The 25638-nt window shown below is 32.4% G+C and carries 20 protein-coding genes and 2 tRNA genes; 10 read left to right on the top strand and 12 right to left on the bottom strand.

What is annotated here, in order from left to right:
* Window positions 1-5 precede the first annotated feature (5 nt).
* Window positions 6-78, top strand: a tRNA-Gly gene (locus tag NH341_RS11500).
* Window positions 79-111: 33 nt separating this feature from the next.
* Here NH341_RS11500 and NH341_RS11505 read toward each other — a convergent pair.
* The gene (locus NH341_RS11505) at window positions 112-753 is read right to left on the bottom strand and encodes a rhomboid family intramembrane serine protease (protein WP_253056960.1); all 642 of its coding nucleotides are present in this window, start codon (window positions 751-753) and stop codon (window positions 112-114) included.
* Between the two features lie 87 nt (window positions 754-840).
* On the opposite strand from NH341_RS11505, the gene NH341_RS11510 reads away from it, so the two are divergent.
* The gene (locus NH341_RS11510; RefSeq protein ID WP_253056962.1) at window positions 841-1749 is read left to right on the top strand and encodes a lysophospholipid acyltransferase family protein; all 909 of its coding nucleotides are present in this window, start codon (window positions 841-843) and stop codon (window positions 1747-1749) included.
* 82 nt (window positions 1750-1831) lie between these two features.
* Here NH341_RS11510 and NH341_RS11515 read toward each other — a convergent pair.
* The 3 genes from NH341_RS11515 to NH341_RS11525 all read right to left on the bottom strand — a co-directional run bounded on the left by NH341_RS11515 (window position 1832) and on the right by NH341_RS11525 (window position 4152).
* Window positions 1832-1907 (bottom strand) — tRNA-His (locus NH341_RS11515).
* A gap of 55 nt (window positions 1908-1962) precedes the next feature.
* Window positions 1963-2679: a bacillithiol biosynthesis deacetylase BshB1 gene (bshB1, locus tag NH341_RS11520; RefSeq protein WP_047789245.1), complete on the bottom strand. Its 717-nt coding sequence runs from the start codon at window positions 2677-2679 to the stop codon at window positions 1963-1965.
* A 63-nt stretch (window positions 2680-2742) separates the two neighbouring features.
* Entirely contained in the window at window positions 2743-4152 is a 1410-nt protein-coding gene (locus NH341_RS11525; protein WP_253056964.1) for an MATE family efflux transporter, read from the bottom strand.
* A 152-nt stretch (window positions 4153-4304) separates the two neighbouring features.
* On the opposite strand from NH341_RS11525, the gene NH341_RS11530 reads away from it, so the two are divergent.
* The 6 genes from NH341_RS11530 (at window position 4305) to NH341_RS11555 (ending at window position 9621) form a co-directional block, all read left to right on the top strand.
* A complete protein-coding gene (locus NH341_RS11530; protein ID WP_253056965.1) occupies window positions 4305-5063 on the top strand; it encodes a Rossmann-like and DUF2520 domain-containing protein in 759 nt (252 codons plus the stop codon).
* Window positions 5047-5574, top strand: a complete 528-nt coding sequence (locus NH341_RS11535) for an HAD family hydrolase (RefSeq protein WP_047789248.1) — start codon at window positions 5047-5049, stop codon at window positions 5572-5574. Before NH341_RS11530 ends, NH341_RS11535 begins: the two co-directional genes overlap by 17 nt.
* Window positions 5575-5624: 50 nt before the next feature.
* Window positions 5625-6050 (top strand): DUF2147 domain-containing protein, encoded by a 426-nt coding sequence (locus NH341_RS11540; protein WP_253056967.1) that lies wholly within the window; start codon window positions 5625-5627, stop codon window positions 6048-6050.
* 114 nt (window positions 6051-6164) lie between these two features.
* Entirely contained in the window at window positions 6165-6605 is a 441-nt protein-coding gene (locus NH341_RS11545; RefSeq protein WP_047789250.1) for an Rrf2 family transcriptional regulator, read from the top strand.
* Window positions 6606-6671: 66 nt separating this feature from the next.
* Complete coding sequence (ric, locus tag NH341_RS11550) at window positions 6672-7391, top strand: iron-sulfur cluster repair di-iron protein (RefSeq protein ID WP_253056969.1); 720 nt, start codon at window positions 6672-6674, stop codon at window positions 7389-7391.
* Between the two features lie 10 nt (window positions 7392-7401).
* Window positions 7402-9621: a nitric-oxide reductase large subunit gene (locus tag NH341_RS11555; protein WP_159615934.1), complete on the top strand. Its 2220-nt coding sequence runs from the start codon at window positions 7402-7404 to the stop codon at window positions 9619-9621.
* Between the two features lie 57 nt (window positions 9622-9678).
* Here the strand turns inward: NH341_RS11555 and ygiD are convergent, their stop codons facing one another.
* The 3 genes from ygiD to NH341_RS11570 all read right to left on the bottom strand — a co-directional run bounded on the left by ygiD (window position 9679) and on the right by NH341_RS11570 (window position 11746).
* Window positions 9679-10509: a 4,5-DOPA dioxygenase extradiol gene (gene ygiD, locus NH341_RS11560; protein WP_239180771.1), complete on the bottom strand. Its 831-nt coding sequence runs from the start codon at window positions 10507-10509 to the stop codon at window positions 9679-9681.
* Between the two features lie 133 nt (window positions 10510-10642).
* The gene (locus NH341_RS11565; RefSeq protein WP_159615938.1) at window positions 10643-11218 is read right to left on the bottom strand and encodes a YceI family protein; all 576 of its coding nucleotides are present in this window, start codon (window positions 11216-11218) and stop codon (window positions 10643-10645) included.
* An 18-nt stretch (window positions 11219-11236) separates the two neighbouring features.
* Entirely contained in the window at window positions 11237-11746 is a 510-nt protein-coding gene (locus NH341_RS11570) for an NAD(P)H-dependent oxidoreductase (RefSeq protein WP_159615940.1), read from the bottom strand.
* Between the two features lie 112 nt (window positions 11747-11858).
* Here NH341_RS11570 and NH341_RS11575 point away from each other — a divergent pair, with 112 nt between their 5' ends.
* Window positions 11859-12215, top strand: coding sequence for a helix-turn-helix domain-containing protein (locus NH341_RS11575; RefSeq protein WP_125344477.1), 357 nt, complete (start codon window positions 11859-11861; stop codon window positions 12213-12215).
* A gap of 318 nt (window positions 12216-12533) precedes the next feature.
* Window positions 12534-12809 carry a hypothetical protein gene (locus tag NH341_RS11580; protein ID WP_159495380.1) on the top strand — a complete coding sequence of 92 codons (276 nt, stop codon included), beginning with the start codon at window positions 12534-12536 and terminating at the stop codon, window positions 12807-12809.
* A gap of 879 nt (window positions 12810-13688) precedes the next feature.
* On the opposite strand, the gene NH341_RS11585 is transcribed toward NH341_RS11580, so the two are convergent.
* From NH341_RS11585 to NH341_RS11605, 5 genes are all read right to left on the bottom strand, one after another.
* A complete protein-coding gene (locus NH341_RS11585) occupies window positions 13689-15194 on the bottom strand; it encodes a calcineurin-like phosphoesterase family protein (RefSeq protein ID WP_159615942.1) in 1506 nt (501 codons plus the stop codon).
* Window positions 15187-16989, bottom strand: coding sequence for an alkaline phosphatase (locus NH341_RS11590; protein ID WP_159615944.1), 1803 nt, complete (start codon window positions 16987-16989; stop codon window positions 15187-15189). Before NH341_RS11590 ends, NH341_RS11585 begins: the two co-directional genes overlap by 8 nt.
* A 79-nt stretch (window positions 16990-17068) precedes the next feature.
* Window positions 17069-18652: a RagB/SusD family nutrient uptake outer membrane protein gene (locus NH341_RS11595; protein ID WP_159615946.1), complete on the bottom strand. Its 1584-nt coding sequence runs from the start codon at window positions 18650-18652 to the stop codon at window positions 17069-17071.
* A 17-nt stretch (window positions 18653-18669) separates the two neighbouring features.
* On the bottom strand, window positions 18670-21738 hold the full coding sequence (locus NH341_RS11600) for a TonB-dependent receptor (RefSeq protein WP_253056971.1): 3069 nt from the start codon (window positions 21736-21738) through the stop codon (window positions 18670-18672).
* Between the two features lie 176 nt (window positions 21739-21914).
* Window positions 21915-25625 carry a two-component regulator propeller domain-containing protein gene (locus NH341_RS11605; protein WP_253056973.1) on the bottom strand — a complete coding sequence of 1237 codons (3711 nt, stop codon included), beginning with the start codon at window positions 25623-25625 and terminating at the stop codon, window positions 21915-21917.
* Window positions 25626-25638: the final 13 nt, after the last annotated feature.

Raw genomic sequence — 25638 nt, forward strand, 5'->3', positions numbered from 1 at the left:
TTACCGCGGGAGTAGCTCAGTTGGTAGAGCGTCAGCCTTCCAAGCTGAATGTCGCCAGTTCGAACCTGGTCTCCCGCTCAAAAAAAACCGAAACTAATGTTTCGGTTTTTTTTATTTATTTAGCTTATCTTCAAATAAAAACAATCCTAGAATAATTACTCCCATAATACCAACCATTATTGTATGATTTGTTATCACACCTGGTCGCAACACTAATGTTATCAAATATCCACCAATAGCACCTCCTAAATGAGCGGAATGACCGATATTACCTACTTGGTTTTTCATTCCGTAAATAGAATACAATAAATATCCTACACCAAAAACATATCCTGGAATTGGTATTGGTATTGGCAACATAACCAACTCCATACTTGGATATAACATTATAGAAGAAAATATTACTCCAGACACAGCTCCTGATGCACCAACCGCACTATAATAAGGCGTTTTTTTATGTTGATACAACGAATACATACTTCCCGATATTAAACTTACAAAATAGATTAAAATAAAATTGAATGTACCAAAACTTGAGTCAACTACTTTTCCAAATAAATACAAAGCATACATATTAAATCCTAAATGCAACCAATCTACATGCAAAAAACCTGAAGTTAACATTCGTATTTTCTCTCCCCCTAATATTCTTTGAACTTGAAATTTATAACGATCAAAAAAAGCTGCATCACTAAATCCTTTTAAAGATACCAACACATTAGCTACAATTAGTATAATAATAATTTGACTCATAATTTATATATATCCACAAACATAAACAAAAGTTAACAAAACAAATCATTCAGTAATTAATACGATATTTGTCAAAAATATCATTTAATGAAACTATTCTTATTTATTATTGTTTATCCACTAGTATGGATGCTATCAATTTTCCCCATGAGATTATTATATATAATTTCTGACTTTTTCCGTCTTATTATATTCAACCTTATTGGATACCGTAAAAAAGTGGTTGTAGAAAATCTAAAAAAAGCTTTTCCAGATAAAAGCGACAAGGAAATAAAAAACATTGCAAGAAAGTTTTACAAACACTTTGTCGATTTAATTTTTGAAAGCATTAAGTCTTTTACCATTAGTAAAAAAGAAATACATAAACGCTACAAATACAAAAACCCTGAACTAGTAAACAAACTAACTAAAGAAGGTAAAAGCATTGCTTTAGTAGGAGCACATCAAGCTAACTGGGAATGGTCTTTTGGACTTCCTTTAGTTTTGGACGGAGAAGTTTTTGGTGCCTATACAAGGCTTGCCAACAAATACTTTGAAAAAGCTGTAAAAACTTCAAGAACTAAATTCGGAATTATTGGTTTAAAAACTTCTGAAACTGTCAAAGGAATTCACAAAAATTACATAAATAACACACAAGGAATATACATATTATTAAGCGATCAATCTCCTCAAATACACAAAACTCATTATTGGGCTAAATTCTTAGGTATTAAGGTTCCAGTACATACTGGAGCTGAAATACTTTCAAAAAAATATAACTTTGCTGTAGTCAACTATGTTGCAAAAAAAGTTAAGAGAGGTTATTTTGAAGTTGAATTTGAACTGATAACAGAAAATCCAAAAGATTTCGAAAACTATCAAATAACAGACAAGTATTTAGAAATTACCGAAAAAAATATCAAAGCACAACCAGAGTTTTATTTATGGACACACAAACGCTTTAAACATAAAGACAAATACGCGCAATGGCTAGAAAACAGAAAAGCTTCTCAATAAACTGAGAGGCTTTTTTATTCAACACTAATTTTAAAAGTAAATTTAAAACACAAAAAAACCTTCTCAAATTGAGAAGGTTTTTGGGTGAAAGACCGGGTTCGAACCGGCGACCTCCGGAACCACAATCCGGCGCTCTAACCAGCTGAGCTACAATCACCATGTAACTTGCGGGTGCAAATATACATTCTTTTTACATTGTGGCAAAACTTTTTTTTAAATTAATTTACTTAAATTTTCTACTGCCACGTAACGTTCTGATGTAAAGCCTTCTGCAAAATCAACTCCTATTAATCTACCCAAATCTCTTGCCCTATACTCTATACTATCGGTAAAGTTTTTACTAGTTATAGGCGTTTCTGGCTCATTACTTTTCGGATCAAAAAACTGTGATGAATACGCCATAACTGAACTTATTTTTTTGTCCATAAAACCAGTAACATCTACCACAAAGTCAGGTTCAATATTTTTCCATTGTATATAGTGATAAACTTGTTTCGGTCTCCATTTTTCTTGTTGAGCTCCATCTAACTCAGTTACTATTTTAAGTAAACCACTTAAAAAACAAGCATCAGACACTAACTGACTTCCTTTAGAATGATCAATATGGCGATCATCAATAGCATTACACAACACTATTTCTGGTTGATACTTACGTATCATTTTTATAACCTCTAGTTGATGTTCTTTATCATTTTTAAAAAAACCATCTGCAAAACCTAGGTTTTCTCGTATTGATACTCCTAAAATATCAGCGGCTATTGATGCTTCTTTATCACGCAATTCGGCAGAACCTCTTGTTCCTAACTCTCCACGAGTTAAATCAACTATCCCAACTTTTTTTCCTTCTGAAATTTCTTTAGATAAGGTCGCTGCACATCCTAATTCAACATCGTCAGGGTGCGCTCCAAAAGCTAATATATCTAGTTTCATTTATTGTATTGTTTTATATAGTACTTCCTTTAAAATAATTATAGCTAATTTACTAAATGAAGTTTACACTTTAACTGTTTTCCATTTTCCTTTTTTAAACATCCAAATACCAACAACAGCTATTAAAATTTCTGCTAAAGTTATTGCTAAAAAGACTCCTATAGGACCAAAATCTAACGTAATAGCCATTATGTATGCAAACGGTAATTGAAATAACCAGAAGCACACAAAGTTGATATAGGTTGGTGTTTTGGTATCTCCTGAACCATTAAAAGATTGAATTACAACCATTCCATAAGCATATGCTATGTATCCAGCTGCCATAATTTGCAAACACAAAGCTCCATTTTCAACAACTTCAGTCTTTTCAGAAAACCATCCTAAAAAAGTTGGAGCAAAGAATATATAAATCAATGAGACTGCTCCCATAAAAATTGCACAATATTTACTCGTTATCCAAACAGACTTCTCTGCTCTCTCAGGTTGTTCTGCTCCTAAATTTTGACCTACCAATGTTGCTGCTGCATTACTCATTCCCCAAGCAGGCATCAAGGTAAACATCATTATTCGAATGGCAATTGTATATCCTGCTAGCACTTCACTACCAAATTCGGACATAATTCGCATTAAAAATACCCAACTTGAAGTTCCGATAATAAACTGCCCTATTCCTCCTAATGATACTTTTATTAAGTTTATCATTACAGGAACTCTAACCACTAAATCTTTAAACGCTATTTTTATTTTACCTGCTCCAAAAAACAATACTCCTAATTGCGCTATAACTGCCGTCCCTCTTCCAATCGTTGTTGCAATAGCCGCTCCCTCTACTCCATATGCAGGTATTGGACCTAACCCAAAAATAAAAATAGGATCAAGTATAATATTTAATCCGTTTGATAAAATCAACGTCCACATTGCAATGGATGCATTTCCCGCTCCTCTAAAAACAGCATTGATTAAAAACAATAACATTACTGTTATGTTTCCACCCAATAATACACGAGTATATCCGTAACCTTCAGCAATTAAATCAGGCTCGCCTCCCATAAGTGCTAATATTTCCTTCGGATATACAATTCCAACAATACTAATAAGGATAGAAATAAAAACTCCTAAAAATATAACTTGCACTGCTGTTTGATTTACTCCTTCTAAATCCTTCTCCCCTGTTCTTCTAGCGACTAAAGCTGTTGCTGCCATACTTAACCCTATGGCTACAGCATACACTAACGTAAGTACAGACTCTGTTAACCCTACAGTAGCTACAGCATTTACGCTTACTCTAGATACATAAATAATATCTACCAAGGCAAAAATAGATTCCATCAGCATTTCCAAAATCATCGGAATTGCTAATACAAAAATTGCTTTACCAATACTTCCTGTCGTAAAATCTTGCTGTCTTCCTAAAACAGCATCTTTAAAAAGTGAGAATATAGTTTGTTTTGATGTTTGATTGTTTTCAGTCATTATAAAGTTTTATTAATACATAAAATTGTCTTAAAAGAAATAAGACATAACTATTTGTTGCTCAAGCAACACAACTATTTGAGGTGACTTATACAATCATAATGGTACAAATATGCGAAAATAATTTTAATTAATTTCAATATCTTCGTGCTATGATTAAGGTTGCCATTATAGGAGGCGGTAATGTAGCTACACATTTAGCCAATGCTTTTAGTAAAACAAACGAAGTATCGTTAGTACAAATGTATGCTCGAAATATAGAGCAAATAGAGCATTTAAAAGAAGTTACTCCTATTACAAATAGTATAGAACTTTTAACAGAAGCCGATGTGTATATCATTGCGGTTTCTGATGATGCTATTGGTGATGTTTCTCGTAAAATTGAACAAAAAAACGGCTTAGTTGTACACACTTCTGGTAGTGTAGCTATGCAATCGTTACAAAACAGTGGACGCAAGGGTATTTTTTATCTATTACAAAGTTTTTCTAAAGACAAAGATGTAAACTTTGATGAAATTCCTTTTTGTTTAGAAGCTGAAAACGAAGAAGATTTGCAGTTATTAGAGACCCTTGCTAAATCTATTGGAAAAAAGGTATATCGAATCAACTCGGAGCAACGTAAACGATTACATGTTGCTGCCGTTTTTGTAAACAATTTCACTAATCACATGTATAAAATTGGCGCTGATATTTGCAACGAATATCAAGTTCCTTTTGAAGTATTACTACCTCTAATTCGGGAAACAGCTCAAAAAATAACCGAATTGAGTCCTAAGGCAGCACAAACAGGTCCTGCCAAAAGAAATGACCAAAAAACTATTCAAAACCATTTAGCATTATTAAATGCTGAACAACAAGAAATTTATAAACTTATTACAAAATCAATCCAACAAAATGGAAAAGAGTTATAAAGAATACTTACCTCAAATAGATACCTTTATTTTTGATGTAGACGGAGTATTAACTAACGGAATCGTAACCGTTTTTCCTGACGGACAGCTTGTACGTCAAATGAATATTAAAGATGGATACGCCTTAAAAGCAGCTGTAAAAGCTGGTTATAAGGTTTGTATTATCTCTGGTGGAAAAAACGAAGGAGTGCGTACACGTTTAGAAGGCTTAGGTATTACCGATATTTATTTAGGAGCTCATGATAAGATTCAACAGTTTAATGAATTGGTTAAAAAATACAAACTAAACCCAGAAAATATAGTATACATGGGAGATGACATCCCTGATTACCCTGTAATGAAACTCGTTGGTATGCCCTCTTGCCCTAACGATGCTGCTCGTGAAATACAACAAATTTCAAGATACATTTCTGATAAAACTGGAGGTAATGGTTGTGCTAGAGATATTATAGAACAAGTATTACGTGTACAAGGAAAATGGGATAGTAACTTTGATGCACAATACGATTAATTAATTGGAATACTTTTTGAGAATTAAAATACTATTAAAACTTTTAAATTATGAAAAAAATATTTTTTGCTTTATTATTTACATCCGTTAGCTTATCGATGAGCGCACAAACTATTTTCGGAAAATGGGAAAATCGTGACGAAGAAACTAATAAAGTTGATTCAGTAATAGAAGTATATGAAAAAGATGGAAAGGCTTACGCTAAAATTATTGAGATTACAGACAAAAATCGTCAAGAAGCTGTTTGTGATAAGTGTAGTGGAAAGCGTAAAAACAATCCTATTTTAGGAATGAATATTTTAACAGGTCTAAAAAAAGATGGTGATGAATGGAGTGGTGGAAAAATTTTAGATCCTAAAAACGGAAAAGAATATAAATGTTATATTAAACTTGAAAACGACAACAAGTTAAAGATTAGAGGCTACATAGGTTTTGCTGCCTTTGGTAGAACCGCTTACTGGTACCGAAAAAACTAAGTCTTAAAAGCATTCAAAAGCATCATTTTTTTATGATGCTTTTTTTATAAAAAAATAAAAGACTTTAGTGTCTTTTATAAAGAAAACTAATATCTTTGTAACATATTATTTTATATGTTTTCAAAATCTTGTGAATACGGTTTAAGAGCAACTATTTTTGTTGCAGAACAATCTAGCTTAGATAATAAAGTTGGTGTAAAAACTATTGCTGCCGCTATTGATTCTCCTGAAGCTTTCACAGGGAAAATATTACAAATTTTAACAAAAAATAATATCATTGATTCTATTAAAGGTCCTTATGGCGGATTTGTAATTAATAAAGCTGACCTTAAAAAAATTCGCTTAAGCGATGTGGTTCGTGTATTAGATGGTGATAGTATTTATACGGGTTGCGGATTGGGTTTAAAACAATGCGACGATAGCTCTCCCTGCCCTCTTCACTTTAAATTTGTAGAGATTAGAGATAACTTGAGAAAAATGTTAGAAGGAAACACCCTACATGATGTATTATACACCAACGACAAGAAAAATACTTTTTGGCTAAAACGAGAATAAAAAAATTTAGAACAATAAAAGACAAAAAGATCTTTTTATAATTTATAAACATTAAATAAAAACAAAATGAAGATAAATAACAACTCAATAGTAGCAGACATAGTTGCAAATAACTATAAAACAGCTACAATTTTTAAACTATACGGAATTGATTTTTGCTGCAACGGTAACAGAACTATTCAAGAGGTTGCTAAAAAAAAGAACATTGCTCCTGATATATTAATCAATAAACTAACTCGCATTGATAAAGGTTCTAAATCTACTAACGATTATCAAAGCTGGTCCTTAGATTTTTTGTGTGATTATATCTACCAAAATCACCATACCTATGTGGAAAAACAAATTCCTGAAATTTTAGAATATTTAACCAAACTAGCTAAAGTACATGGTAACAACCATCCTGAGCTACACGAGGTTTTGCAACTCTTTAAAGAAAGTGCAGGAGAACTTACTACCCATATGAAAAAAGAGGAACTTATTTTATTTCCTTTTATAAAAAAGTTAGTTGAAGCGAGTAACTCAAATACTCCCTTTTCTCCTCCTCCATTTGGTACGGTAGAAAACCCTATAAATATGATGCATACTGAACATGATAATGAAGGTAGTAGATTTAGAACAATTGCAAAACTTACCAATAATTACACTCCGCCTGAAGACGCTTGTAACACTTACAAAGTTGCTTTAGCAATGCTACAAGAGTTTGAAGAAGACTTACACAAACACATTCACTTAGAAAACAATATTCTATTTAAAAAAGCAATCAAATTAGAAAATCAATTAAATTAAATAACTAATAATGAGAAAAATTTGGACTGGATTTATTGCAGTAGTGGTATTATCATTTATTGCATTAATATGGGTAGGTACAGAAATTTATCAAACCCAACCCCCTATACCTGAAACAGTAAAAGTTAACGGAAGTAATGAAACTATATACACTAAAAAAGACATACAAGATGGACAAAATGTTTGGGAATCTATCGGAGGAATGGAAGTCGGCTCTATTTGGGGGCACGGAAGTTATGTAGCTCCAGACTGGACAGCTGATTGGATACACAAAGAAGCAGTTTACTTATTAAACTACTGGGCTAAAAAAGACTTTAACACCAACTATGATGCTTTAGATGAAGAAAACAAAGCTGCCTTAAAAGCTCGTTTGGTAAAAGATATTAGAACCAACACTTTTAATGAAAAAGACCAATCAATAACAATTTCTAAAGAGCGAAAAGAAGCCATTGAAGCAAACTCAGCGTATTATGCAAACATTTTTTCAAAAGGTCATGAAAAATATGCCATTCCAGAAGGAGCTTTAACAGATACTGATAAACTAGCAAAGCTTAATGCCTTTTTATTCTGGACTTCTTGGGCTGCCAGTACAGAAAGACCCAATCAAGACTATACCTATACTTCTAACTGGCCTCACGAACCGTTGATTAATAACACAATTACTCCCGATTCTCAACTATGGTCAGGATTCTCAATAATTTTATTGTTATTATTTATAGGAGTATTAACCTATTACTATATTCGAAATCATGAAAAAGGAGAAGCGGTAACAAACCCAAGCAATGATCCCTTATTAGACTTAAAATTAGTTAGATCTCAAAAAGCAGTATTAAAGTACTTTTTAGTCATTTCACTTCTTATTGTATTACAAGTTGTTTTGGGTATTGTTACTGTACATTATACGGTAGAAGGTCAAGCTTTCTTTGGCTTTAATTTATCAGAATATCTTCCGTATTCAATCTCTAGAACCTGGCATACACAACTTGCTGTATTTTGGATTGCCGCTACATGGTTAGCAACAGGATTATTCTTAGCTCCAATTATTAGTGGTAAAGAAATGAAGTACCAAGTTTTTGGAATTAATTTCTTGTTTATAGCCTTATTAATTATTGTTTTGGGTTCTATGTTGGGAGAATGGTTAGGTGTGCACCAATTTTTGGATTTAACTACTAACTTCTTCTTTGGTCACCAAGGATATGAATACATGGATTTAGGTAGATTCTGGCAAATATTCTTAGGTATTGGTTTAATATTATGGGTAGTTATGGTTGGTAGACACGTACTGTATGGTATCCGTAAAAAAGACGACTCAAAACATTTGCTTTCTATCCTATTAATAGCTGTAGTTGCTATTGGTATGTTCTTTTTCTCAGGATTAATGTATGGAGAAAACAGTTCTCTCCCTGTAATTAATTATTGGAGATGGTGGCTCGTACATCTATGGGTAGAAGGATTCTTTGAGGTATTTGCTACGGTGATTATTGCCTATATTTTCTCTCGTATGAAAATTATTTCTACCAAAACAGCAGGAAAAACAGCGATAGCCTCAGCTACCATTTTCTTAGCAGGTGGTATCATTGGTACCTTACATCACTTATATTATTCAGGAACTCCAGTACAAGCCATTGCCTTAGGAGCTACGTTTAGTGCTTTAGAAGTGGTTCCATTAACCTTAATGGGCTTTGAAATTAGAGAAAACTGGAATTTATTGAAAAAGAATGCTTGGATTCAACGTTACAAATGGCCTATCTTTTTCTTTATTGCTGTTGCCTTTTGGAACATGGTAGGTGCTGGTGTTTTCGGGTTCTTAATCAACCCTCCTATTGCTCTATATTACATTCAAGGATTAAACACAACTGCTGTACACGCACATACTGCTCTATTTGGAGTATATGGGATGTTAGGTATGGGCTTTATTTTAATCTGCCTACGCTTGTATTCAAACATTGCTTGGAACGAAAAGCTCGTAAAAAATGCATTTTGGTTTTTAAATGGTGGATTAGTTTTAATGGTTGTGTTAAGCTTACTACCTGTTGGTATAATTCAAGCTTACACTTCTATTACCAAAGGATATTCTTTTGCCAGAGATCCTGAATTATTATACAATCCAACAGTACAAACTTTAAAATGGATGCGAATGATAGGAGATATTGTATTCTCTTTAGGTATTGTATGTTTCTGCTGGTTTGTGGTAAGAACAACGATTAATGCAATAAAACAAAAATCGTAACCCCTCTTTATTTTTATAAAAAGTCTGTGTAGACCCCATCTATACAGACTTTTTTTATTATCCTATTTTTAGCGAGGTCATACTTAAAGAACCCGCTAATAGTTTATCATTAAAAAGCTGAATTTCTTCATTTTTTTGTTGCAATCCTAAACTATAAATTAACGGTAAATAATGATCTGGTGTTGGTATTGCAAGCTGAAAAGCTTTTGACTGTTTTGTATAATCAATCAAAGGTTGATAATTTCCTTCTAATAAATATGTGTTAACCGTTTCTCTTGCTTCAATAGCCCAATCATATCCGTAATTATCCTTATCAAAATTTTTCCAGTCAACCATTCGTAAATTATGAACAATGTTTCCACTACCAATAATCAATACACCTTTCTGTCTTAACGATGTTAGCTGTTTGGCTAATTCAAAATGATAGTTAGCATTTTTGGTATAATCAATACTCAATTGAATTACGGGTATATCAGCCTTCGGAAATAAATGTTTTAATACGGTCCAAGCACCATGGTCTAACCCCCAATGCTCATCTAATTCTACAAAATTAGGATGTAACAATTGTTTGGTTTCTTTTGCTAGTTCAGGACTTCCGATTGCTGGATATTGCTGTTCAAATAACTCTTGAGGAAAACCACTAAAATCATGAATTGTTTTAGGCTTTTCCATTGCTGTTACTTTTGTTCCTTTGGTAAACCAATGTGCCGAAACACAAATGATTGCCTTTGGCTTTGGAAGTGTTTTTGAAACATGTTGAAAACCTCTCGTAAACTCGTTTTCTTCAATCGCGTTCATAGGGCTACCATGTCCTAAAAACAATACTGGCATTGTTTGAGAAACAGGTAAACTATCTGATAACTTTTTTAAACCTCTTAATGTTCCCATACTCAAATTTACTGATGCTAACCCTAATAACTGTAAAAACGTCGTTCGTTTCATAAGGGATTCTTGTTTAACTCTATTTAAAAAACATACCCCAAACATTGGTTTGAGGTATACATACAATCTTAGTTGGGTTTTAAAAAACCAAATCAACCACCAAATCAAACTCGTCGTAAATTGCTTTATCTTTTAAACCATCAAAAAAGCTTGTAGAACCGTATTTTACATCATACTTTGCTCTATCTACTTTTAACGATGCTGTTGCTTTTTCTCCATATACAGAAATTTGAAAAGTAACAGGATTTGTTTTATTCTTAATTGTTAGGTCAGCTGTTACTTCGTACGAATTCTTTCCTTTAGCTTTCACCTTAGTAAAAACTAATTTTGCTGTTGGATGATTATTCACACCAAAAAAATCGTCTGATTTTAAATGCCCTTCTAACTTTTTTTGGTACTCTCCAGATAAATCTGTCACAGCTATAGAAGTCATATCTATTGTAAACTCCCCTCCTACTAACTTCTCTTTTTCAAAGTTTAATACTCCTGATTGTAAACTAACCGTTCCTTCGTGAGAACCTGTTACTTTATAACCTTTCCATACCACTTTACTTTCTTTGGTATTTACTTTTTTTACTTCTTTTATAATGGTAGTAAACGATAGTGTTGCAAATGCAATGAATACGAACACTAAAGGATTTTTTAAATTTTTCATTGTTTATGGTTTTTATAATTATAAGATTAAATCTGCGTATTGTTTAGAATTTACTTTTATATCTTCAAACTTCGGATTATCATTAGCTCCGTAAAACACGTGTAATGGCAACATTTCTAATCCGCAATACTGAAATGAAACAGTCACTGATTTTAATAACTCTTCTAAAGACACAAAACTGTTATAGGTTTCTTCAGTACCTCCTGTAGATACTGATAAACGGATTTTTTTTCCTTTTAACTTATCTCCTTCAGGTCCAAAAGCCCAACCATACGTTAATACCTCATCCATCCACTTTTTAAATAAAAATGGCGTGTTGAACCAATGCAACGGAAATTGAATAATAATACTATCATAATTCAATAATAACTCTTGCTCTTTTGCTACATCAATATTTAAATCTGGATACTCTTTATATAATTGATGAATGGATACTTTATCCTCATGCTGTTGTAGCTCATCTATCCAAGTTTTGTTAACTCTTGACTCCTCAATATTTGGGTGTGTTACAATTACTAAGTGTTTCATTCTTTTATGTTTACTTATTTTTATATCACAAAAGTATGTATATTTGCTATACAAAAGTAACTACTATACTTTAGTATACCAGTATACAAAAGTATACCAAACCCAAAAAAACATGGAAGCAGTTGTTCAAATGGAAGAGCTAAAAAGATGCTCTGTTCAATATGTATTAGCATTAAGAGACACTTTAAATGTAATAAGCGGAAAGTGGAAACTATCTATCATTGGTAGCTTGTTATATGGTAAAATGCGCTTTAAAGAATTGCAACGAAATATTGGAAAAATTTCTCCAAGGATGTTATCTAAAGAATTGAAAGATTTGGAAGCTAACGGAATTATTAAGCGTACTATTTACGATACCACTCCTGTTACGGTTGAATATGAATTAACAGAATCTGGAATGCGATTACATACTGCTTTAGATGTGATGGTTAAATGGGGAATTGAGCATAGAGAATTAACTTTAAAGTAAGTTGACACTTCTTTATTATTCCACCCAACATTACATAACGTCATTACGAACGAAATGCTGCAAAGTGACGTAATCTCATGAATAAGAGCAACTCATAACTTTGAGACCTCTCACATCTGTTCGAGGCGATAATAATCAACAAACAGATTGCTTCGTCATACCTCCTCTCAATAACGATAGTTTAAAAACAGGTTACTTCCTCCCTACTCTTTATTATTACAATAAAAAACACTTCGGAAATCCACATTTTTTTCTGCATATATCACCTTTTAAATCATTATTCCAACAAGTAATTTTGCATATATAAAATCATGAATTATGGAAGAAGTAGTTTTTAAAGCCTTATTAACTGATACTAAATTTAATAGAATAGATAATTTTATTCAAGAAGTAATTAACACTAACAAAAATAACGGAGCTACCTACGAGTCAGTAAGAGAGTCTATTATAAAATTGGTTTTATACCGATTTATTAAAATAGACACTAACGCTTCTAACGACTGTATTCTACGAGAGAATAATTTTTATCAAGCTCGTGAACTTGGTAGTGTGAGTTCCTGGTTAGAAAAAAGACGTACTTACGAGTATTCTTAATAAAGTTACTTACACACACTAAAGTCAAATTGGATAACAACCTAATCCAGTAAATCAAAAACGGTCATTTCGAACGGATACTGAGCGAAGTCGAAGTGGAAAGTGACGTAATCCATTTAATGTGAGCTAATCACAAACATACACTTTTATTTTGTCTTGATACAAAACGAAACAAAAAATCAAGACTTATTTTTCCTTTTTTGAATTCTACGTTGTATTCCGTATTCGAATCCAGACCATAAACTCTTTGGATTCTCTTATACTCCATAACCTTGAATTCTAGCAAAATAAAAATAGGTCGGTTTTTACTCATAAGCCTTCTTTACTTTACAATGACAATAATAAAACGTCATTACGAACGGACACTGAGTCTTTCGACTATCGCTCAAGATAAACTATGATCGAAGTGGAAAGTGATGTAATCTCATGAATTAGGAGTTACTCATAACTTTAAGATTTCTCGCTATCGCTCGAAATGACGGGAAACAAAAAAAAGATTGCTTCGTCATACCTCCTCGCAATGACGATAATAAAACGTCCTCAGGAAGCAAGCCAAAAATTACATCTAACTGTCACTTCGAGTGAAATTCATAAAACATAATAAAAAGGAATTTTGTATCGAGAAGTATTTGGTAGTAACAAGGTTCTCGATACTATTTTGTTTCACTTGGTTACACAAAATCACTCGAACTGACATTTAAAACGTTATTACGAACAAACACTGAGCACAATTAAAGCGGAAAGTGACGTAATCTCATAACTTTAAGACCTCTTAACTTACTTCGTAAGCTATCTTCGAGGTGACTGAAACCAAGAAAAAGATTTCTCAGTCGTAACCTCCTTCGAAATGACCGTTATCAAGAAACTCCCCTCCTTTTGTTATTGCTTGTAAAAAACTCTTACGTCTTCTGCTTGTAATTTTAATAAGTCGTCTTTCACTCTAACTCTTATTAAATGCATTCCTTTTGAAAGGTTTTCAGATATTTTAAGCCTCCATAGGTGTTTACTTTTTGTAGTTGGTTTGGGCATTTTAGATAGTTTTTGTCCTTTATACCTTCCTAATTCTTGAAGTAAATAAAATCTTTTTAACTCTGGTGCTACTCCTTGATAATACTCCATAGATTGCCATGTTGTACCATCAAAAGAAAGCTCAACTTTTGTAGATTCTCCTCCTGCAAACACATTCGCATATACATAAGGTTCATTTAAAATGTTCATTTCTGTATCCCATTCTTTGTTCTCTGGAACCCAAATATGCATTTGCTTTTCTATAGGTGCTCCAGAAACCTTATAACTAAGGTGATAATCCTTATCTTCTGTTTCTAAGAACCAATATCCTTTTGGGGTACCATCATACATCATCGCAAATGGAACTCCATGAATATCGTGCGCTCCTTGCCACCAAGCACCACAAACCGCTCCTCCTACTAACTGATGAACTGCTGGTTTCTGATTTCTTTGAAAGTAGCTATGGTATTGTGTATGTGTATGCCCCGCAGCAATCAATACTTTGTCAAAAGGATTCATTAATGATATGAATTCTTCCTTATTACTTGTATACTCCAAAGGGATATGCGTAAAAACTTTTATCGAGTTATACTTGGTTGCAAACTTCTTAGTAATGTGAGACACAAATGTTAATTGATCTTCATCAAACTTACCTATATACTCACGATTATTTATTGGGAAATTGTTGTTGAGCACCAAAAACAGGTTGTTTCCGTATTCAAAAGCATAGTACGAAGGTCCAAACGAAGCTTCGTAAGTTTTGTCTCTATTAGAAAGTTCTTGTTCTCCAAAGTTTAAATCGTGATTCCCTATTACATAAAACACAGGTACTCCAACCAACCCTAATGATTCTGATAGAGGTTTAAATATGTTAAGATTATCAAACGAAAGATCTCCTAATGGAATTATTAAGTCTGGTTTGTTTTTTACTAATTCTTCTGTTACTAACTTATTAACATGATGAATATCATCAATTACATCTGATTGAGGATCTCCTAACAACGCTATTTTCACCTTGTCTTTTTCCTTATTAATATATAACGGAAAATCAAATGATTTTTTATTGGTTAACTCTTGAAATAGATAGTAAAACTTCAAATTATTTTGTGGGGTACGTGGTGAAACGTACCCCTTTGGTTTGATAATAAATAGTGGATTATTCTCTAAAGTCTTTATTTTATAAATCCCTTTAGTATTTGTTACTACAACATCTTTTCCATTGCTTACAAGTATCCCTTTAAGGACTTTATCTCCTTTGTCATAAATTCCATTTTGATTCTTATCATGATAAACTCTTCCTGAAATTTTAGGCGATTGCCCTAAAGCTACTTGCACCATAAACACTAATAAACCGAAAAAAAATCTTGATCTATTCATTAGTTTTTACCTTTAAGATTTCTAGAACCTTCCCTAAAAGATCGCTATTTTCATAAACCCCTTGTAGTTTATCTGATTGTGGACCGTATGCAAACAAAGGCACCATTGCTCCTGTATGATCGTGAGTTGTAAAGTCTCCTTCAATCATATGGTTTTCTACATTTCCTTGTGGAATAGAAAACCCTGAAGTTTCATGATCTGCTGTAACAATTACTAAGGTATTTTTATTAGCATCTGCAAATTTTATCGCTTCAGTTACCGCCTTGTCAAAATCAATTCCTTCTGCTATAATTCCATGGGTATCGTTAAAATGTCCATAACTATCTATTTGAGCTCCTTCTACCATTAATAAAAATGGTTCTTTTTTCGACTTTAAAAAAGACAAACTACGTTGAGTTGCTTTTGCTAAAAAATTACCTCTTCCTTGCTTGATTCCTGGCATGCCTCCTTCTGCTGTAAAAACTCCTACTTTTTCTTCATCGTTAGCAATTTCTTCAATAGTATTTTTAATACTGAAGGGCATCGTTTGTTTATTTAAGAAGTGTTTTTCTCCACCACCTATAAACAATGAAATCTCACTTTTTTCAAGATCTGTAGCTATTTGTTGCATATGCGATCTATCTTTTTGATGTGCATAAAAAGCCGAAGGTGTTGCTCCTGTAATTTCATCAGTAGTAATTAAGCCAATATTATAATTGTGTTCTACTAATAACTCACTGATGTTTTTTACTGGTTTGCCATCTGGTCCTACACCAATTGCTCTATTGTATGTTTTGGTTCCTGTTGCTATAGCTGTACCTCCTGCAGCAGAATCTGTTGTAAAATCGTCTGAAGATTGTGTTTTTAAAAACCCAACACTTCTTAATTGAGTTAATGTTAAATCTCCACCATTTGCTAAAGCTGCTGCTGAAATTTGAGATACTCCATTTCCATCACCAATTAATAAGATGATATTTTCTACTTTTTTGTTTTTTTGATCGTAGGCGAATGTAGGTTTGTAAACTTCTGATTTTTCTTTATTGAAGCTCACTCTTTTTGATAAGCTTTTTAGGTATTTAGTAGCTTCAAAAGGTTGATCGGTATTTATAAAATCAACTTTTAAATCTGTAAAAACTTTCCAAGCTGACTCTGAATCTGGTGCTCCCCAAAAACGAAAAGGCTTGTTTAAATTGTGTGCTGTTTCAATTACTTTTTTTACTCTTTTAAGATCATCTGCAACCATTCTTCCTTTTCCATTCCATACAGAATAGTTTTTATAATCAACACTAATTAACCCAACCTTATTCCAAGCTTCTTGGTTTAAAATCTTAGTTAATTTTTGATGGTCGAATTGTATATAATCCGGATAGTCTACATAATCTTTGACCTGTGGTTTTCCACCTGAAATAACAAACTGTATATTTTCATTTTTAGTTAAATCAGGATACTTCTTTAATATTTTTACTAAATGATTTAACGTACTGTAAGGTTCTGATTTTACATCTATTAACAACTGTATTTTGTGTGTAAGTTGAAGATCATTCTTTAAAGCAGTTCTTAAAGGATCTAAATAAAGCGACTCTATAGTGTGTTTGCTGATAATCTCAGCTGTTTCGTGTGCTACAAATAGGGTATTATCTTTGAATATTACATCTATTTCTAAAGAATGAACTCCCGCTGCATAGGCTTTCCAAAAAGGAACAGATTGTTTATAATCGTTGTGAGAATGTACTTTATAAGTAGGGTTTGAGGTTTGTGCTTGTATAGCTCCTACCCCTAGTATTAGGTATAAAAATATCTTTTGAATAAATTTCATTTTATGCATTTATAAAAAAGATGCCGCCTCAACGACATCTTTTCGTTAAACTTAAATTAAACTAAAAAAATGACTAAAATTACCATCCTATGTTTTGCTTAATTCCTGAAGAAATAATTGCTTCATTAGGAATTGGCCATACATGCATATAACTAGGGTCGAAATTTCTTGCTTGCCACACTTGTTCAACAGTGTAGTCTGAATCTGGGTTTGATCTATCTGTGTGAATTCTACCATATAAAGGTTTACTATATACTTCAGCAGCATCTCCCCAACGTACTAAATCGTAGTGTCTGTTAGCAAACTCACCAGCAAACTCAACTCGTCTTTCGTGCTTTATATCTTCTAATGTAGCATTGGTAACTGGAGCTAATCCTGCTCTTTCTCTTACGCTGTTTAAATCAGCATCTCCGTTTCCTCCTTGTTGTATTAATGCTTCCGACTTCATTAATAAAATCTCTGCATAACGCAGTATTGGAGTATTATATAGTGTTGTTGGTGAGTTACCGTTGGAATTTATATACGTTCCTACTGGATTTTCAAATGTATACTCATACATGTATTTGTTGAACTGAAACCCTGATAGTGAGTTTTCTGATTGGTATCTTTTTGTTTCTCCAAAAAATTCAAACTCGTCTCCAAATTTTAAGATGGTTACTTCTCTTCTTGCATCGTTAGGTTCAAATTCGTTATACAAGCTTTCTGTTGGTGTATAATATCCCCAACCGTTATATTGCCCCCAGCCTTTATTTTCTAACATTACACCTGGTAAAATACTTCCGCCTTCAACACCTGAATTAGCAGACCAAATATATTCACTCGTCCAGTTATTAAGATGACTGTGTAACAATCTGAAATCTTTTTTAGGGTTATCTGTATCAATAAGTGCTCTACCCGATCCTGAATTTGTTACTGCATCACAATAGGTTACCACATCAGCATATTTAGAACTGTCGTATTGTGCCCAATACAAATAGGTTTTTGCAATATATGCTAAGGCTGCATCTTTATGTGCGCGTCCGTAATCACCTTCTCCCATTTCTGTAAAAAGAGGCAATAAGTTTGCCGCTTTTTTTAGGTCTTCAACAACAAATTCATAATTTTCTATGACGCTTTGTGGTCGTTTATAACTTCCTGCTTCATTGTTCATATTATCTTCGGTAACAATAGGGATACCTCCATTTTTATCATTATCTCCATAGGTATGTGCTAACCAGAAATAATGAAACCCCCTCATAAAGTAAGCTTCGCCTAACAAACGATTTTTAGTTGACTGACTAATATTCATTAGTGGAACGTTTAAAATAACATCGTTCGCTCTCCTTATTATCTTATAACTTTGAGGGTACATCCAAGAGGTATATCCTTCATCTCCAGTTATATTAAAATTTTTCACATTATCTGCTGTAGCATTTAGTCGCCCTGTTACCATATCATCTGATGCATTAATGTACCAAAAGAATCCTCTTCCAAACATATCATCATCTTTCATATAATAATATAAACTGTTTACTGCTTCCAAAGCATCTTGTTCTGTTTTCCAAAAGTTTTCATATGAAGTACTTCCTAATGGATCTAGATTTGTAAAGTCATCTGAACAGGAAACAAATCCTACTTGAATACTTACGATGTATGCAATTAGTTTTATATATGTATTTTTCATCTTCTTGTTTTTATTTTTTATAATGACAATGATATTCCTACAGAGATAGTTCTTGCTGAAGGATATCTACCTACATCTAATCCTTTACCTCCTACTTCAGGATCCATTCCACTATAATTTGTGATTGTAAATAAATTTTCTCCTGAAACATAAACTCTTAATGATGATTGACTTAATACAGAACTCATTTTACTTGTTGGTACAGTATACCCAAGAGTTACGTTTTTAAGTCGTAAGTAAGAAGCGTCTTCTAAATACCAACTAGATGTAGTTCCATAAGTTTGATTATTATCTTGTGTTGATAATCTTGGAATATTTGTGTTTGTATTTTCAGGAGTCCAAGCGTTTAATACACCATTATCTAAATTATATCCTTGTTGAGAAGCATTGAAAGCTGTAAACTTATATGCATTAAATACTTTAACACCTCCTACTCCTTGGAAGTTCATATTTAAATCAAATCCTTTATAATCTAAATTTAATCCTAAGTTATAGGTTACTTCTGATAAATAACTATCCATAAAAACACGGTCGTTATTATCTATTTTACCATCGTTGTTAGTGTCTTGAAACTTAAAATCTCCCGGTACTGCGTTGGGCTGTATTAATTGCCCATCTTTACTATGTGCATTGATTTCTTCTTGTGATTGGAAAATTCCTAAGTAAGGCACTAAGTAAGTTGAGTATAATTCTTTTCCTACTACAGATCTGTATGGGTATAATGTGCTTCTAACATTATCTGAGTGCGCTATATAATCAATTCCACTACTGTTATACCCATTAAGGTTCTTTAATTCATTATCAAGAAAACTAGCGTTTGCACTAATACTATAATTTAAGTCTCCTACATAATCTTTATACGAAACTGCAAATTCATATCCTGTGTTTTTAACTTCTCCTCCATTTACATCAGCAGCCGACGTTCCTTGGTGAATATCTTCTAGTCCAGGAATAATCATTCCTTTTGTGGTTTTCTCAAAATAATCGGCAACAATAGAAAGTCGGCTGTTGAATAAATTCATATCAATTCCAAAGTCTAAAGATTCTGAAATTTCCCATTTAAGGTTAGGGTTTGATTGTCTTCCTACATACGTACCTTTATCGTCTAAAGAACCATCTGCTCCTAAAATAACATTTGTGGTGTTTAAAGGAACATCAAAAGAGTAATACCCTACAGAGTTTATATTTCCTATTTGTCCCCAAGATGCTCTTACTTTTAAATTATTAATAGTTTCAATATTAAAGAAATCTTCTCCTGATATTTTCCATGCTGCTGAAGCTGATGGAAAATAATCTGCCTGATTTTCTTTAGCTAAACGTGAGGTTTCATCTCTACGAATACTTCCTGATAAGAAATACTTACCTTTATAGTTATATAGCACCCTTCCTATTGCAGAAGTTAAAGCATCCTCGTACACATCTGTCTCTGGAGTTCTAATTACTGATGCATTAGACATGAATTGATTGAAAGGTTCTTCACTACTAAATCCTTCTCCTTGCTGGAAATAGTATTCGTAATCGGTAAACTGTGACGAGTAAACAGCGGTAAGATCTAAATTATGATTTCCAAAACTCTTTTTATAGCTTAATTGATTATCCCATACCCAACGCTTAGTATCTGAGTAACTCTGATATAAATAATTGTTTAAATTCGTTCTTCCTAACTCAGGAATTTTTGGAGAAAACTTTTTATATTTCGTATCCGTAGTACTATAGCTATAACTCGTTTTAAACTTTAATTCGTCCGTAATGTCGTAGTTAAGGTATACGTTAGCGTTTAAGTAATTAACAGGATTACTAATATCTGGACGTAACAACAAGGCTACAGGATTATATACGTCTCCGTAAGCTCCTGCATAATTTGATAAATTTTCTGGTACTACTCCACTAAAATTTCCGTTTGCATCACGTATTGGTGCTGATGACGGCATGTATAATGCATTTACAATACTACCTGAGTAAGAACTTGTTGAGTTTGTACCTACTGCTTCACTTCTTGAATAATACACATTTTCACCTATAGTAATATTATCTGTAAGGTGTATGTCTGTTTTTACTCTAAAAGAAAAACGTTCTGAATAGGTATTTAGTAATAATCCTTCTTTTTTATGATAACCAAAAGAGGTCATATAATTCATCTTATCAGTAGCACCACTTATATTCATATTGGTATTGTACATAGCTCCTGATCTAAAAATAGCATCCATCCAGTTAGTACGTGTTACTTGACCCCATGGATTTTGTTCTGCATCGTGAGCAGACTGTCTTGGAGCACCTGCATTATCTGCCGCCATATTGTATACATCTGCTTGTTGCTTTGCATTTAAAGGCGTAGGTAATTTAGCTGCTGATTGCACACCGCTATAAAAGTCAAAACTAATTCTTGGTTTTCCTTTTTTCCCTTTTTTAGTTTCAATTACAATAACACCAGAAGCTGCTTGTGCTCCGTATATTGCAGCAGCTGCTGCATCTTTTAAAATAGATACCGATGCGATGTCATTAGGATTAATTGCTGGCCCGTAATACGGTACACCATCTACAACTGTAAGAGGTTCTTCATTCGCAAAAGAACCGTACCCTCTAATTACTACTTTACCGTCTTCAGATGGATCTCCTCCTTGTTGTAAAACAGTTACACCAGATACACTTCCTTGTAAAAAATCATTTAACGTAGATACTGGCCTACTAGACATAGATTCTATGTTTTCTACTGTTGAAATTGCTGAAGTAAGATCTCCTTTTTTTGCACTACCATAACCAATTAGTACTACCTCATCTAAAACGCTCGACTCTTCATTAAGTGCTATTGAAAACTCTTGGCTTCCCGAAAAAGGAAGTTCTAGTGTTTGAAACCCTATAAAAGAAACTACTAAGGTTCCTTGATCTTTATTTACACTTAGCGTAAACTTACCATCAAAATCGGTAGCTGCTCCATTCTTACTTTGCTCTTTAATAAGAACAGTTGCTCCGGGAATGGGTTCTCCGTCTGTTTTAGACACAACGGTACCTTTTAAAATAGTTTGTGCTACCGTTCCGGAGACTACCCCGAAACATAATAACAATATAAATAAATAGTGTTTTTTCATTTGATAATTTAGGTTTTGATTCTGAGACGAATCTATTTCAAGATGCTTTTTAAAGAGGGTCAAATGGTTTCAAAAAGGAGTACTTATATTTCAAAAAGCCTCATAAAAACACCTTAATTCTTACACTTTTGTTTCAGTAACCTTCTGCTAACATTAGCCTAATCTGAAGCTAACTTTTATGCTACTACTTTTTGTTCTTTGTAAGCTTTAGGACTCATATTAAAATGCTTTTTAAATTGCCTGCTAAAATATTTTGGATTGGCAAAACCGCACTCAAAACTAATTTCTGAAATGTTTAATACATTTTGACCTAATAGGTGTTGTGCTTTTTGAAGTCTTAGGTTAATTAACACTTCTGAAGGAGATTGTTTGAGTATTTCTTTAAAAACACGGTAGCATTTTACTTTAGATATTTCTAATTTTTCTTGAAGACTTTCAATATTAAAAGTATGATCGTGCAAGCATTCATGCATATAAGTAAGTGCCTTTTTTACTAGCTTTTCGTTTGGTGATAGTAATTGCTCGTCTTTATGATTCTCAATCCAACCGATGTGATTTTTTGTTTCAAACAGTTTTTTTCTACTACTTAGTAAGTTGGTTAGCTTTGCTTGTAAAAAAGTTTTACTTACTGGAAGTTGAATGGTAACATCTATTCCTAATTTAGTAATTTCTTCCATTTGAAAGTATCCAATTTCTTCTGATAGGTATAATATAGGACAGTTAGATAGTTTTATATTTTCTTTACGGTTTTCTAAGAACTGCACTACTTTATTTGTAAGTTTTACATCATAAAATACTATAGTATCTACATTGAGACTTGAAAGTGCTGAAAATAATTTATCTACATTGTTTTCAAATATTAAATGATAAGTTTCTTCTCCCAATAATGATTGTAATATCCCATAGTTCATTTCACTAGTCAATACCAACACTTTGTGCTTGCCTTGTGGGAGCTCATTTATCATCCCTATATGATTCCACTGTATCATTGAGGCTTTTTCTGAGGTTGCTTTGTGAAAGGGTACTTCTACTTTTATTGAAATAATTCCTTCTTCAGAATTATTTATATCCAACTTTCCATTTAATTCTAATAGTAAATCTTTCGCTGCTTTAAAATAAGGACTATAGCGTTGTAAACTTTTTATATTATTAACTAAAATACCACTATCAGAATTTACTTTTAGTATTAGTTTGTTTTCTTTTTCGATATAGGTTATTTGTATGTTACTACCTTGATTACTATACTTTATAAAGTCATTGAAAATATATTTATAAAAAAGTTTAAAACGAAGTAAATCAATAGTTATCCACTTGTCTTCTACTTGGGTTTGATAGCTAAGATTTATTCCTGATTGTAGTAATTTTCGTTCTAAATTTTGGGTTAAATGATGTAAGAATGTATTGATTTTTATTACCGATTTTTCTGTAGTGTTTATTCGGTTTACTTGTTCTAAAAAATCCCACTCCGTTAATACATCTATCATGGTTTTCGCTTGACTAACTAATTTTGTTTGTATTTCATTTGGAATGTTATTTTGCTGACTATATTGTAGCATTTGCATTAATGGCTTTTTAAACTCTGCCAATACAAACGTTTTAAATTTATCTATTTCAAAATCTTCGTTTTTTAATTTGTGATGTAAAGCCAGTACTTCTTCTTTTTGTTTGATAATTTTTCGGTTTTGATCTTCGAGCTTTACATTAGCTTTTATTAAGTCTTTCTTCTGCTTATTAATTATAGCTGTTCGTTCATTAATTTTTTGTTTAAGTTTTTCTTGGTAAATTTTATCTTTACGAACTTTATACCCTAAACCTAAAATGAGTATAATTACCCCTCCTGATGCTAAACTCCATGCAAACCAAGAGGTTTTATAAAAGGGTGGGGCTATTACTATTTTTATAGAAAATATATTTGTTTTAGAAGCACTTAAACTATTTTTCACTTCTAAAACATATTCTCCAGGTGGTATTTTCTTATATAAAATAGGGGTTGTTCTATACACTCTCCAATCTTTATCAAAGCCTTTCAACTTATATAAAATTAAATTTTCATGATTTTTTCGGTAGGATACAGGAGTTATACCTAGGCTGATATTATTTTCTGAAAATGTTTTTTCTACTACACTATTATTATTTTCTACCCCATCTATTTCTACAACTAATTGAGGGAGATTCTTATTAAACTCTATTAATTCAGGAGCGAAGTAATTAACTCCATTAATACCACCAAAATACAACACCCCCTTGTTATCTTTATAATAAGCTCCTTCTGAAAACTCTGGAGCTTGCCATCCTTCTTCTGGATGTAAGACATTTACTTTATAGTTTTTTCTATTTATTGAAGCAAGACCTTTAGTTGTACTCACCCATATGTGTTTTCCTTTAAGAATTACACTGTAAACCATATGGCTTGGTAAGTTTTCTTTCTCTGAAATAGTTTTTACTACTCCTTTTTTACGATCAAAAACTGTTACTCCCCCCAAAGTTGCTATCCAATACAACCCTGTTTCTTCATCTTTATCAATACTATATGCACTATTACCTGTTAAACCATTTTCTGTAGTAAGGTGATGTTTTTCTCCATTATTCCTATTAAATAGGATCATTCCATTATTTTCTGTTGCTAAAGCCAGTTCTTCACCATTAACAAAAACGTCTCGAATATGATATGCTTTTAAAAACTCGCTTCCTTCAACATTTTCAAACTTATTTTTTTTTGTGTTGAACACTGCAATTCCTCCCCAACAAGCAAACCAAATTCTACCATCATTAGTTTCTGTCATTGCATAAATCCTATTTGCTGGTAGTAAAGGATTCTCTTTTGCTGCGTAATAAGACACTTTTGTTTTATTTATGTGAATTAGTCCTGCATAAGTACCAACCCAAATAGAACCGTCTGTAGCTGTATATAAACTACGTATTCTTTCCCAATCTTTATTTTCTTTTGCTTTCTCTAATCGTTTTTTAATAAAACATTTGTCTGATTTACTATAGTTATATAATCCTTTGGTATAATAACCTAACCAAAGATTATTATCGTTGTCCATTGTTATAGCTCTTACAGTTTCATTAGGCAAATGCCTATATTCTACAGGATGGGGAGCAATAGTGTTTATATGTTCAGACCCAACGTAAGCCATACTTAATCCTCCATCTTTATGACCTAACCAGATGTTACCAAAGCTGTCTTCATAAATTTTTTCAATTTCATTTCCTGTAAAACTGTAAGGGTTATATAAATCGTAGGTATAGTGCTCTATTTTTGTTTCGTGAATATCTACCTGATTATTTCTTATTACATAAAGCCCACTTTTTCTTGTTGCATACCATATATTTCCTTTTCTGTCTTGATAAGATTCATTAATAATTACTTCAGGAAACTTGTTAAGTAATAATTGATCATTAATTAGTTGTTTGTTTGTTTTTACTTGTGTTTCGTTTACCTTCAGGAAACTCATTCCATCAAACTCTAAATATTGTCCGCTTTTAGTTTCTACTACAAGGTTATTTTTCTTTGATAGCTTTAGGTTTACAGGCGTTTCAGAAAAATAAAAGTTTTGGAAGGCTGATTGATTTACGAATCTACTTACGGTATTATTATCTGTTAAACACCAAATTGTTTTAAATCCATCTATTTGCAGACTATAAATTACATTTCCTGCAAGAGAAGTTGAGTCGTTATTTATATGTTTAAAAACTTTAAAATCTTTACCATCATAACGATTAAGTCCATCCCAAGTGGCAATCCATAGTCGTCCTTTAACATCACTTATAATATCATTTACTGAGTTATTGGAGAGTCCATCTTTTGTAGTTAATGTTTTAAATTTTAACGATTGACTAAGACTTGTAGTAACAATTAAAAAAAAGAAAAAAAACAACCTCATACCAAACAATTTC

Origin of the sequence: Tenacibaculum sp. XPcli2-G (genome assembly GCF_024124505.1) — a bacterium.
Classification (GTDB): Bacteria; Bacteroidota; Bacteroidia; order Flavobacteriales; family Flavobacteriaceae; genus Polaribacter; species Polaribacter mesophilus.

Bases quoted from the DNA above. Each gene is read 5' to 3' on its own strand.
- NH341_RS11505 (WP_253056960.1), bottom strand. From the start codon at position 753: ATGAGTCAAATTATTATTATACTAATTGTAGCTAATGTGTTGGTATCT.
- NH341_RS11510 (WP_253056962.1), top strand. From the start codon at position 841: ATGAAACTATTCTTATTTATTATTGTTTATCCACTAGTATGGATGCTA.
- bshB1 (WP_047789245.1), bottom strand. From the start codon at position 2,679: ATGAAACTAGATATATTAGCTTTTGGAGCGCACCCTGACGATGTTGAA.
- NH341_RS11525 (WP_253056964.1), bottom strand. From the start codon at position 4,152: ATGACTGAAAACAATCAAACATCAAAACAAACTATATTCTCACTTTTT.
- NH341_RS11530 (WP_253056965.1), top strand. From the start codon at position 4,305: ATGATTAAGGTTGCCATTATAGGAGGCGGTAATGTAGCTACACATTTA.
- NH341_RS11535 (WP_047789248.1), top strand. From the start codon at position 5,047: ATGGAAAAGAGTTATAAAGAATACTTACCTCAAATAGATACCTTTATT.
- NH341_RS11540 (WP_253056967.1), top strand. From the start codon at position 5,625: ATGAAAAAAATATTTTTTGCTTTATTATTTACATCCGTTAGCTTATCG.
- NH341_RS11545 (WP_047789250.1), top strand. From the start codon at position 6,165: ATGTTTTCAAAATCTTGTGAATACGGTTTAAGAGCAACTATTTTTGTT.
- ric (WP_253056969.1), top strand. From the start codon at position 6,672: ATGAAGATAAATAACAACTCAATAGTAGCAGACATAGTTGCAAATAAC.
- NH341_RS11555 (WP_159615934.1), top strand. From the start codon at position 7,402: ATGAGAAAAATTTGGACTGGATTTATTGCAGTAGTGGTATTATCATTT.
- ygiD (WP_239180771.1), bottom strand. From the start codon at position 10,509: ATGGGAACATTAAGAGGTTTAAAAAAGTTATCAGATAGTTTACCTGTT.
- NH341_RS11565 (WP_159615938.1), bottom strand. From the start codon at position 11,218: ATGAAAAATTTAAAAAATCCTTTAGTGTTCGTATTCATTGCATTTGCA.
- NH341_RS11570 (WP_159615940.1), bottom strand. From the start codon at position 11,746: ATGAAACACTTAGTAATTGTAACACACCCAAATATTGAGGAGTCAAGA.
- NH341_RS11575 (WP_125344477.1), top strand. From the start codon at position 11,859: ATGGAAGCAGTTGTTCAAATGGAAGAGCTAAAAAGATGCTCTGTTCAA.
- NH341_RS11580 (WP_159495380.1), top strand. From the start codon at position 12,534: ATGGAAGAAGTAGTTTTTAAAGCCTTATTAACTGATACTAAATTTAAT.
- NH341_RS11585 (WP_159615942.1), bottom strand. From the start codon at position 15,194: ATGAATAGATCAAGATTTTTTTTCGGTTTATTAGTGTTTATGGTGCAA.
- NH341_RS11590 (WP_159615944.1), bottom strand. From the start codon at position 16,989: ATGAAATTTATTCAAAAGATATTTTTATACCTAATACTAGGGGTAGGA.
- NH341_RS11595 (WP_159615946.1), bottom strand. From the start codon at position 18,652: ATGAAAAATACATATATAAAACTAATTGCATACATCGTAAGTATTCAA.
- NH341_RS11600 (WP_253056971.1), bottom strand. From the start codon at position 21,738: ATGAAAAAACACTATTTATTTATATTGTTATTATGTTTCGGGGTAGTC.
- NH341_RS11605 (WP_253056973.1), bottom strand. From the start codon at position 25,625: ATGAGGTTGTTTTTTTTCTTTTTTTTAATTGTTACTACAAGTCTTAGT.